The organism is Flavobacterium sp., assembly GCF_044360715.1.
Taxonomy (GTDB): domain Bacteria; phylum Bacteroidota; class Bacteroidia; order Flavobacteriales; family Flavobacteriaceae; genus Flavobacterium.
In genome coordinates, this window is the sequence record NZ_JBIKJY010000038.1 from 1 (window position 1) to 10,053 (window position 10,053).

At 30.1% G+C, this 10,053-nt stretch carries 11 protein-coding genes; 7 read left to right on the forward strand and 4 right to left on the reverse strand.

All coding sequences use genetic code 11. The features are described 5' to 3' along the window. Positions 1-53 precede the first annotated feature (53 nt). From ACIQ16_RS09805 to ACIQ16_RS09835, 7 genes are all read left to right on the forward strand, one after another. Positions 54-1,133, forward strand: coding sequence for a DegT/DnrJ/EryC1/StrS family aminotransferase (locus tag ACIQ16_RS09805; RefSeq protein ID WP_396151065.1), 1,080 nt, complete (start codon positions 54-56; stop codon positions 1,131-1,133). Beyond that, the gene (locus ACIQ16_RS09810; RefSeq protein WP_396151067.1) at positions 1,127-1,774 is read left to right on the forward strand and encodes an acetyltransferase; all 648 of its coding nucleotides are present in this window, start codon (positions 1,127-1,129) and stop codon (positions 1,772-1,774) included. Before ACIQ16_RS09805 ends, ACIQ16_RS09810 begins: the two co-directional genes overlap by 7 nt. A 3-nt stretch (positions 1,775-1,777) precedes the next feature. Continuing rightward, a complete protein-coding gene (locus tag ACIQ16_RS09815) occupies positions 1,778-2,344 on the forward strand; it encodes an L-threonylcarbamoyladenylate synthase (RefSeq protein ID WP_396151069.1) in 567 nt (188 codons plus the stop codon). Positions 2,345-2,437: 93 nt separating this feature from the next. Continuing rightward, positions 2,438-3,859 carry a CCA tRNA nucleotidyltransferase gene (locus ACIQ16_RS09820; RefSeq protein WP_396151071.1) on the forward strand — a complete coding sequence of 474 codons (1,422 nt, stop codon included), beginning with the start codon at positions 2,438-2,440 and terminating at the stop codon, positions 3,857-3,859. A 65-nt stretch (positions 3,860-3,924) separates the two neighbouring features. Continuing rightward, positions 3,925-4,284 (forward strand): four helix bundle protein, encoded by a 360-nt coding sequence (locus ACIQ16_RS09825; protein WP_396151073.1) that lies wholly within the window; start codon positions 3,925-3,927, stop codon positions 4,282-4,284. Between the two features lie 45 nt (positions 4,285-4,329). Beyond that, a complete protein-coding gene (locus ACIQ16_RS09830) occupies positions 4,330-5,346 on the forward strand; it encodes a heme A synthase (protein ID WP_396151075.1) in 1,017 nt (338 codons plus the stop codon). Positions 5,347-5,396: 50 nt separating this feature from the next. Then, entirely contained in the window at positions 5,397-6,167 is a 771-nt protein-coding gene (locus ACIQ16_RS09835; RefSeq protein WP_396151077.1) for a CDP-alcohol phosphatidyltransferase family protein, read from the forward strand. On the opposite strand, the gene ACIQ16_RS09840 is transcribed toward ACIQ16_RS09835, so the two are convergent. The 4 genes from ACIQ16_RS09840 to ACIQ16_RS09855 all read right to left on the reverse strand — a co-directional run. Further along, a complete protein-coding gene (locus tag ACIQ16_RS09840; protein WP_396151085.1) occupies positions 6,164-6,919 on the reverse strand; it encodes a LytR/AlgR family response regulator transcription factor in 756 nt (251 codons plus the stop codon). The genes ACIQ16_RS09835 and ACIQ16_RS09840 overlap by 4 nt on opposite strands. An 87-nt stretch (positions 6,920-7,006) precedes the next feature. Continuing rightward, entirely contained in the window at positions 7,007-7,321 is a 315-nt protein-coding gene (locus ACIQ16_RS09845; RefSeq protein ID WP_396151079.1) for a 2TM domain-containing protein, read from the reverse strand. Between the two features lie 47 nt (positions 7,322-7,368). Beyond that, positions 7,369-8,706: a 2TM domain-containing protein gene (locus tag ACIQ16_RS09850; protein WP_396151081.1), complete on the reverse strand. Its 1,338-nt coding sequence runs from the start codon at positions 8,704-8,706 to the stop codon at positions 7,369-7,371. Between the two features lie 248 nt (positions 8,707-8,954). Further along, the coding region (locus tag ACIQ16_RS09855; RefSeq protein ID WP_396151083.1) for a DUF349 domain-containing protein at positions 8,955-10,053 on the reverse strand (1,099 nt) is incomplete at its 5' end.

Here is a 10,053-nt window from a genome sequence, read left to right on the forward strand (position 1 = left end):
AATACATGTTTTTTTTACAAATTTAAATCTTTATTTTTACAAAAAAAATATAAATGATAAATGTAACAAAAACATTTTTACCATCAATTGAGTCGTACCAATCTTATCTTAAAAGAGCTTGGGAAAAAGTGTGGCTAACAAACAGAGGAGAGTTAACGTTAGAACTTGAAAATAAAATAAAAAAAAAATATAGTACATCAAATTTAATTATTACCAATAACGGAACCATTCCTTTGCAAATTGCAATAAAATTATTAGGAAATCAAGGTGAAGTTATTACCACGCCATTTTCATATATTGCTTCTACATCTGCAATACTTTGGGAAAATTGCACTCCGGTTTTTGTAGACATCCATCCAGAATATTTATCTATTGATGAAACAAAAATTGAATCAGCTATTACGCCTAAAACAACAGCTATTTTAGCTACTCATGTTTTTGGAAATCCGTGTCATGTTGAAGCAATTGAGAATATAGCCAATAAGCATAATTTAGCAATTATATATGATGCTGCACACTGTTTTGGTGTAACTTATGACGGAACTTCAATTTTTAATTTTGGTGATGTAAGTACATGTAGTTTTCATGCTACTAAAATATTTCATACGGGTGAAGGTGGTGCGATGTTTTGTAATGATGAAAATTTGTTTCAAAAACTTTTTTATAGTCATAATTTTGGACATAATGGACCTTTGGAATTTCATGGTTTAGGAATTAATGCTAAAATCTCGGAATTACAATCCGCTATGGGATTAGCTGTGTTTGATGAGTTGGAATTTATATTTTCTGAAAGAAAAAAAGTTGTAGATTTTTATTTGAATAATTTAGTTTTCACTCATATTTCAACAATGAAAATTAGAGAAAACACACAATGGAACTTCAGTTATTTTCCTGTAATATTTAATTCTGAGGAAGAGTTATTAAAAGTTCAAAATAGACTTAATGAATCGAATATATTTCCAAGAAGATATTTTTATCCTTCTTTAAATTCAATTGATTTTGTAAAAGGTGCAGCCATGCCAATTTCAGAATCTATAGCTTCAAAAATTTTATGTTTGCCTTTGTATGTAGGTTTGGAAAAACAAGATTTAGAAAAAATTATAACTATAATTAATACCACAGTAGCATGCTAATAATTGGTGCAAAAGGTTTTGCTAAAGAAGTTTTAGAAATTTTTAAGCAAAAAAATGAAATAGATAATTTATTTTTTTACGATGATGTAAATGAGGATATTGTAACTTCTTTGTACGATATTTTTCCCATTTTAACATCAATTGAAGAAGCCAAAAAACTATTTAATGATGGGGATTCTAATTTTATTATTGGAATAGGAAATCCAATACTTAGATATAAATTAGTTAAAAAATTTGAAAGTATTGGTGGTAAATTAACAACATTGATTAGTCCTTTTTCTCATATTGGGAGTTATGGAAATTCAATTGGATTGGGTGCTAATATTATGACAAATTCAGTACTTACTAACGATATTACTATAGGAAAGGGTGTTTTAATTAATTTATCATGTACCATAGGTCATGACGTTTTTATTGATGATTTTGTAGAGCTTTGTCCAGATGTTAATGTTTCGGGAAATTGTAAAATTGGTAAATTCACTTTTATTGGTACCAATAGTACTATTTTACCAAATGTTCAAATTGGTTCAAATGTAATCATTGCTGCAGGTTCTGTAGTAACCAAAAATGTACCAGACAATTGTATGGTAGCCGGTATACCTGCCGTAATTAAAAAACAATTACCAAAATTAGAATTTTAAAACATGGATATTAATCAAGAAATTCACAATGCTTATGAAGTCATTAAAAATGGCGGAATTATTTTGTATCCAACAGATACGGTTTGGGGAATTGGTTGCGATGCTTCCAACGAAGAAGCTGTTGCGAAAATATATGCGTTAAAACAACGTGAAGAATCAAAAAGTATGATTTGCCTAATGAATGGTGAAAAAATGATGTATAATGTTTTTGCAAAAATTCCAGAAGTGGCATGGGATATTTTAGACCATTCAGAACGACCAACCACTTTAATTTTGGATCAACCAAAAAATATAGCTAAAAATATAATTGCAGAAGATAATACTTTAGGAATAAGAATAGTAAAAGAACCATTTTGTTTTAAATTAATGGAACGTATGAAACGACCATTAGTTTCCACATCTGCAAATATTTCTGGAAATGCTACACCAATGAATTTCAAAGAAATTTCACCAGAAATTATAAAAGGAGTCGACTATGTTGTAAATTTGCACCACGATAAAGTTTGCAAAAAACCTTCGGCCATCATCAAATTAACATTAGATAGCCAGGTAAAGGTGATTCGCAAATAAAATGTGCCAATATATCGATTTGTCAATTAGCCAATAATTTTTTTTGCTATAAAATTGGCACATTGACTAATTGTCAAATTGACTAATTAACAAATGAATTACAAACAACATTTAGAAAATAAAATTTTCAAAATCATATCGCAAGCCGCACAAGAACTTAACTTGGAATGCTATGTTATTGGTGGTTTTGTTCGCGATATTTTATTGGATAGAAATCATAAAAAAGACATAGATATTGTTGCTGTTGGAAGCGGTATTGAATTAGCTTTAAAAGTTTCCGAATTACTTTCAAACCAACCTAAAGTTCAAGTTTTCAAAAACTACGGAACAGCTATGTTACGTTATAAGGAAATGGATATTGAATTTGTAGGGGCAAGAAAAGAATCATATACACACGATAGCAGAAATCCTTTAGTTGAAAATGGAACTTTAAAAGACGACCAAGAACGTCGTGATTTTACCATTAATGCAATGGCTTTTTCTCTGAATTCTGAAAATTTTGGAGATTTAGTGGATCCATTTAATGGTGTTGCCGATTTAGAAAATAAACTATTAAAAACACCTTTGAATCCAGATATTACGTATTCTGACGATCCTTTACGAATGATGCGAGCCATTAGATTTGCGACCCAATTAAATTTTGAAATTGAAAGCGAATCTTTATCTTCAATTGCCAAAAATAAAGACAGAATCAATATTATTTCAGGTGAACGAATTGTAGATGAATTAAACAAAATTTTGTCATCAGATAAACCATCTATCGGATTTTTGCATTTGTATCAAACAGGTTTATTAGACCTAATTTTACCAGAATTGACTGCTTTAAATAATGTCGAAGAAGTAGAAGGGCATACACATAAAAATAATTTTTACCACACGTTAGAAGTAGTAGATAATATTTGTCCGAATACAGAAGATGTTTGGTTACGATGGGCAGCATTATTACACGATATTGGCAAAGCACCCACTAAAAAATTCAACAAAAAACAAGGTTGGACATTTCACGGACATGAATTTTTAGGCGGCAAAATGGCTAAAAAAATCTTTGAAAGACTTCATATGCCTTTAAATCAGAAAATGAAGTTTGTTCAAAAAATGGTTATGATGAGTTCAAGACCAATTGTAATAGCTGAAGAAATTGTTACCGATTCAGCCGTACGTCGTTTGGTTTTTGATGCTGGTGAAGATATAGAAAATTTAATGGCACTTTGCGAAGCCGATATCACTACAAAAAACAGTAAAAAATTTCAAAAATATCACAATAATTTTAAAATTGTACGTCAGAAAATAGTTGAAGTAGAGGAGAAGGACCGAGTTCGAGTTTTTCAGCCACCAATTTCTGGAGAAGAAATTATGGAACTATTCGGATTAAAACCAGGTCGTGAAATTGGTGCTTTAAAAGAAGCTGTAAAAGAGGCCATTTTAGACGGTGAAATTCCAAATGAATACGAACCTGCAAAAGAATTTGTTTTAAAGCGTGCTAAAAAAATGGGATTAGTTAGAGTTGCAAAGTAGCAGAGTTTCAGAGTAGCAAAGTTAAAAATAGTGATTAATTGATGATTTTAAATATTTAGATTAAAGTGAAGACATTTAGAGACTTGCTTATTTGGCAGAAAGCCATGACTTTAGTTACAAACTGTTATGCTGTTTCAGCTGGTTTTCCTAAAGAGGAACAATTTGGTCTTACTTCACAAATAAGAAGATGTGCTATTTCAATTCCAAGTAATATTTCGGAAGGTTTTGGAAGAGGAACAAATAAAGATTATTATAGATTTTTAACTATTTCTTTAGGCTCACTTTTCGAATTTCAAACACAAGTTGAAATTGCATATAACTTGAACTATATTTCTTTAGAAAATTTTAATACTCTTTACGAAGATAGCAGAGAACTTGAACGAATGTTAACTTCTTTTATGAACAAAATAAAACAAACCCTGTAACTTTTCAACTTTGAAACTCTGCAACTTTGAAACTTAATTAAACCAATGAAAAAATATTTTCTTACAACAGCAAAAACGGCATTAGTTTTAGTTTATTTAGTAATTCTTGCTGGTGCTTTGGTACGAATGACTGGCTCAGGAATGGGCTGTCCAGATTGGCCAAAGTGTTTTGGTTATTATATTCCGCCAACAGAACAAAAAGAACTTGAATTCACACCTAATAAAGCTTACGATGAAGGTCAAGTGATTATTAAAGACGAAGGTTTACTTGTGGCAAAATCTGACTTTATAGCTTCTACTTCCTTTTCAGAAAACAATTGGAAAGCCTATACCAAACACGATTATGCTATTTTTAACCCAGCACATACTTGGATTGAATACATCAATAGATTGCTTGGTGCTTTGGCAGGAATTGCCTGTTTTGTAGCGTTTATTTTTGCATTTGGCTATTGGAAAGAAAACAAAAAAATAGTTATCTATTCGCTTTTGGTTTGTATACTAATGGGTTTTCAAGCTTGGTTAGGAAAAACGGTGGTTGATTCGGTATTAAGTCCTGTTAAAATTACCACGCATATGTTAACTGCCTTCTTAATTGTGGCTTTACAGTTGTATGTCATATATGTGGTTTCGGCAAAAAATAGCATTAGAAAATACGATAAAAAGTTTAGTATAGCACTTGTTGTAGTACTAATTCTTACTGTTGTTCAAGTTGTTTTAGGAACTTATGTTCGTGAGTTTATTGATACAATTGAAAAATCGGGTGCTCCAAAATCATTTTGGTTGTTACAACCTGAAATCACATTTTACTTTCATCGAAGTTTTTCAATTGTCGTCTTTTTGGCAAATTTATTTTTACTTCTTCGAAATAGAAATCTTCAATTGGGTTTTGAAAAAGTAAATTGGATAGTTAGAATTTTAATTTTCGAAATACTATCAGGTGTAATTATGGTGTATGTCGATTTTCCTTTCGGAAGTCAAACTATACATTTAGTATTGGCGACACTCTTATTCAGTGTTCAATTTTATTTACTGTTAGAAAATAAAAAAATTACAGAAAAATAATATTACTTTTGCAGTCCGACTATATTGTCACATTTCTTTAGATTTAATTAATGTCTAAACTCGCAGCGCAAGATAAATTTTTAGATTTATCAGATTACGGAAGGTCTTTCGGTAAACTTTTGGCTAATTCCTTAAAGGAAACTTGTTTCACACCCATTCACGTAACGCTTTTATTCGGAATTTCTGGATTAATTGCAATTTATTGCATGTTAAACCAATATTATATCGCCGCAGCATTTTTCATCATTTTAAAATCTGGAATTGATGCCGCTGATGGTGAATTAGCCCGTTTAAAAAATACACCATCCTATTCTGGAAGGTATTTAGATAGTGTTTTTGATATTATCTTAAATTTTATGTTTTTTATGACAATTTGTTACATGTCAAACAGTACCGTTTGGTATGCAGCACTTGCCTTTATTTGTATTCAGTTACAAGGCACCTTATACAATTATTATTATGTGATTTTAAGAAATAAATCGGTTGGAGGCGATACAACCAGCAAGATATTTGAATACAAAACCCCAAAAGCGTTACCAGGTGAATCGCAAAAATTGGTAACTATTTTATTTGGAATTTACACCCTAGTTTATGGCTTTTTTGATAAAGTTATTCATTTATTAGACTCAAATGCCTATAAAATCAAAACGTTTCCAAATTGGTTTATGACATTAGTTTCTTTATACGGATTGGGTTTTCAATTGCTTATTATTGCAATATTATTAACGTTTGGATATATTGAATTTATTGTGCCTTTTTTTATTTTGTATTCAGTATTCATACTTGTTTTGATAGGCATCAGAAAAACAGTTATTCATTAGCCAATCCACTCTTTAAAATCACTAACGCGTTCTCTCGATACAATTACTTCATCGTCTTTGTACGTTGGTAATATTATTTTTAATCTTGAATTAGAATACACTTGAATTTCTTTAACAGCTTTCAACGGAACAATAAATTTTCGGCTAACACGATAAAATTCTTTTGGATTAATTTCAGCTTCTACAACTTCTAAAGTAGAATCAATTAAATAATCTCTGTTGTCTATCGTATGAATATAGGTGCCTTTATTTTCGCTATAAAAACATTCTATTTCATCAATTGAAATTACTTTTAATTGTTGACCAATTTTCACTGAAAAACGCGATTTGTATTCCTTTTCCATAGGATTGATTAACATACGTTTTATCGCTTCAAAATCTAAATTAGAAATGGTGTTTTTTTGAAATTGATTTTTGAATTTTAAAATCGCTACTGATAGCTCTTCTTCGTCAATTGGTTTTAATAAATAATCGATGCTGTTCAGTTTAAACGCACGCAACGCATATTCGTCATAAGCAGTAGTAAAAATAACCGCACTTTTGATATCAATTTGTTCAAATAGTTCAAACGATAAGCCATCAGATAATTGAATGTCCAAAAAAATCAAATCAGGATGCGAATTATTTTGAAACCAAACCATTGATTCCTCCACTGAATGAAGCATTTTAGTTACTTTCAGTCCAAGTTTTTCAACTTTTCGCTGCAATAATCGAGCTGCAGGCTTTTCGTCTTCGATGATGATGATGTTCAGCCCCCTAACCCCCAAAGGGGGAATATTTTCGTTTTGCATAATTTATTAAATTTTCAAATTGGCACATTTTCAAATTGACACATTATATTACTCCCACTTATTCGCTTTTTCCTTTTCCATCAACTCTTTTATTTTTCGTGCTTCCCAATCTTTTCCTAAAATAAAATAAGGCAAAAATGTAGACAAACCATGCGCTAATAATCCAATTCCCCAAAAGAAAGCCGTGAAGAAGTTCTTAAACTGAAAATAACTTTCGCCTTCATTTAAGTTTTGAATATTTAAAATGACTATCATACTATTAATTACCAAATATACTAATGCATGTGTGTAAAATCCTTTTAATTTTTTTACTCGTTTTACCGCTTCCTCGTAGCGAATTTGTTCTGAAGTTATATTTTCCATAATTTATTACTGAATTTGATATTGTTATTGAATTTTATATTGAATTTTTATTCCCAATTATTATTTTTTCCTTTACTTACAATTTCTTGAATTTTTCGTTCTTCCCACGATTTTCCATATCCGAAAACGCCAAACGCATGGAATGAAACGCCTAATCCCCAACCTAACATCGGGAACCAAAACCATTGGAATTCCCAATATGTATTGTAATTAAAAATTGCCAATGTTGGTATTACGACGCAATAAGCAGTTAAATTTCCATAAAAGCCTTTCAATTCTTCTACACGTTTTTTGGCTCTTGCGTAAGCAGCATTTTCTGAAAATAGGGTGTTGGTTTCCATAACTGAAATTTGTTTGGTTAATATGGGTAGGCTTATTTTAAATTCATTTTCATTTTCTTCTACTATAACTTTTCTATTGGTTAGAATTCCGTATCGATTTACAATATTTTCTAATCCAACTCCTTTTCTGCCTGATAATACGTCTTTCTTTTGTAAATTATTTGATACGACTAACGCTCCATTTTCGATGCTAATTTTGATATGAAGCGGTTTGGTTTCACTTACTACATTATGTTTGATGCAATTTTCAAGCAATAATTGTAAGGATAATGGAACCACTTTTGCTTCATCGTTCTCAATGTTTTCAGGAATTTCAAATGTGATGCTGTTTTCAAATCGCATTAAAAGTAAATTCATATAGGTTTTGGCAAAGGTTAATTCTTCGGTTACCGAAACCAATTCTTTGTCTTTTTGTTCTAAAACATAGCGATATACTTTTGATAAAGATGTAGTAAATTTTTGTGCTGCAATTGGATTTTCTTCAATTAACGAACTCAACACATTTAAACTATTGAACAAAAAATGCGGATCGATTTGGTTTTTTAAACTTTCAAACTGTGCTGAGGCTGTTCCTGCAATGATTTTTTGTTCTTTTACTTTGTTTTCTTGATACGCTTTATAAAAGTAAAACGCATGAAACGCTAAGGTTACAAAAAATGTAATTATAATTGATACTACATAATTTGCTAAGGTTTCTTTTTGAAAAAACACTTCAAAACTTAGGCCTTCGATAAGTACATCTTCAACAATTCGCAATAAAAAAATAACGAAAACGGAAATTAAAAATGAACCCAAAAAACCCAAAAGTATTCTTCGTTTTGTAAAGCGTTCTAATTCAAAAATGCTGTCTAAAAATATAAATAAGTACGCATTGGCAAAATATAAAGTTATTCCATATAACATGGTGTAGCCAAAATTAATTAGCAAAAATTCATTCAATTGAATGGTTATGCCTGTCATTAATTTTATTACCAATAAAACTAAAAAAACAGCAATGGATAAAATTATCGCTCTTGGAATTTCTTTGATGAGTTTATCAAACATAGTAAAAAGGTTTAGTATAAAAATAATTAAAAATTAAGTGATTGCACAATAATTGCGATTAAATAAAGGATAAGTTGTATCATAATTTTGTTTTTTTATTTCTGAGACAAAATTCAATATATTAATTCACTTAAAAAATTATATCTAACCCAACTGTCGTTTTTTATGGATGAATTGTAAGTTTGATACTTTTTATAACAAAAAAAAGACTGCAATTAGCAGTCTTTTTTTATGTATTGAAGTAGAAATTAAATGGTGTTTAACTTTTTTAGTTTGTCTTTCCAGGTTTGTAATTCCTCTTTATGTTTTTCAATATTTTTTTGCACTTCTTTAATAAATGGATTGTTTCCTTTTGCATTATTAAAGAAACCAATATTGTTTTCTAATTGATTGATTTCATTATTCAATTCGTCAATTTTTCTTCTAATAAAAATTTGCTCGTTGGCAATCGCTCTTTGGTCGTTTCCTTCCGAAAGTTGCTCTAAACGATTGCTAAATTTCATCATTTCAGAGTCTTTTTTAGACAAACTTAGTTTTTCAAATAAAGCATCTAATATTTTATTGAATTTTCCTTCAATATGACGACGGTTTTGAGGTACTTTACCAAATTCTTTCCATGCAGTAATATGTGCTTTAATGGCGTCTAAATCGGTTTTATGTTCTCCCACTAATTGAAATGCACGAACGATTTCTAAGTATTCTTTTTTCTTTTCAAAAGCCTCAACTTCTACGCCGATTTCTTCTTTTCTTGACTCATGTAATCTGTCAAAATAAGCATTACAAGTTTTTTTGAATGTTTCCCAAATTTCATCAGAAAGTTTTCTTGGTACATGACCAATTTTTTTCCATTCCTCTTGAATTTGCTTCATTATTGGAGTAGTAGCATCAAAATCTTCCGTATCGATATTCGCTTTTGCTTTCTCAATTAAGGCTAATTTTAATTCTAAATTACGATGTTGTTCATTTTTAATATCTTTATAAAATGAATTTTTCGTAGCATTAAAAGCACGAACAGCATTTTTAAAATTACTCCAAGTAACTTCTGTAGCTTCAGCTGGCACGCGTCCTGCTTTAAAGAATGCATCACGTAACGCTTCTAATTTTACAATTTGATTTTGCCACTCACCGTGATTCGTAACTTTTTCTGTACTTAATGCATTTACTTGAGCAATAATTTCGTTTTTGCGAGTTAAATTTTCTTGCTCTTTTTCTTTAAATTGAGATGCTAATGCTTCACGTTTATCGTGTAGAATTTTAGTAATTTCACTAAACTCTTGCCAAATTTTTTCTCTATTTTCTTTGTCAACAGGCCCAATTTCTTCTTTCCAAACACGATGTAACAATTGT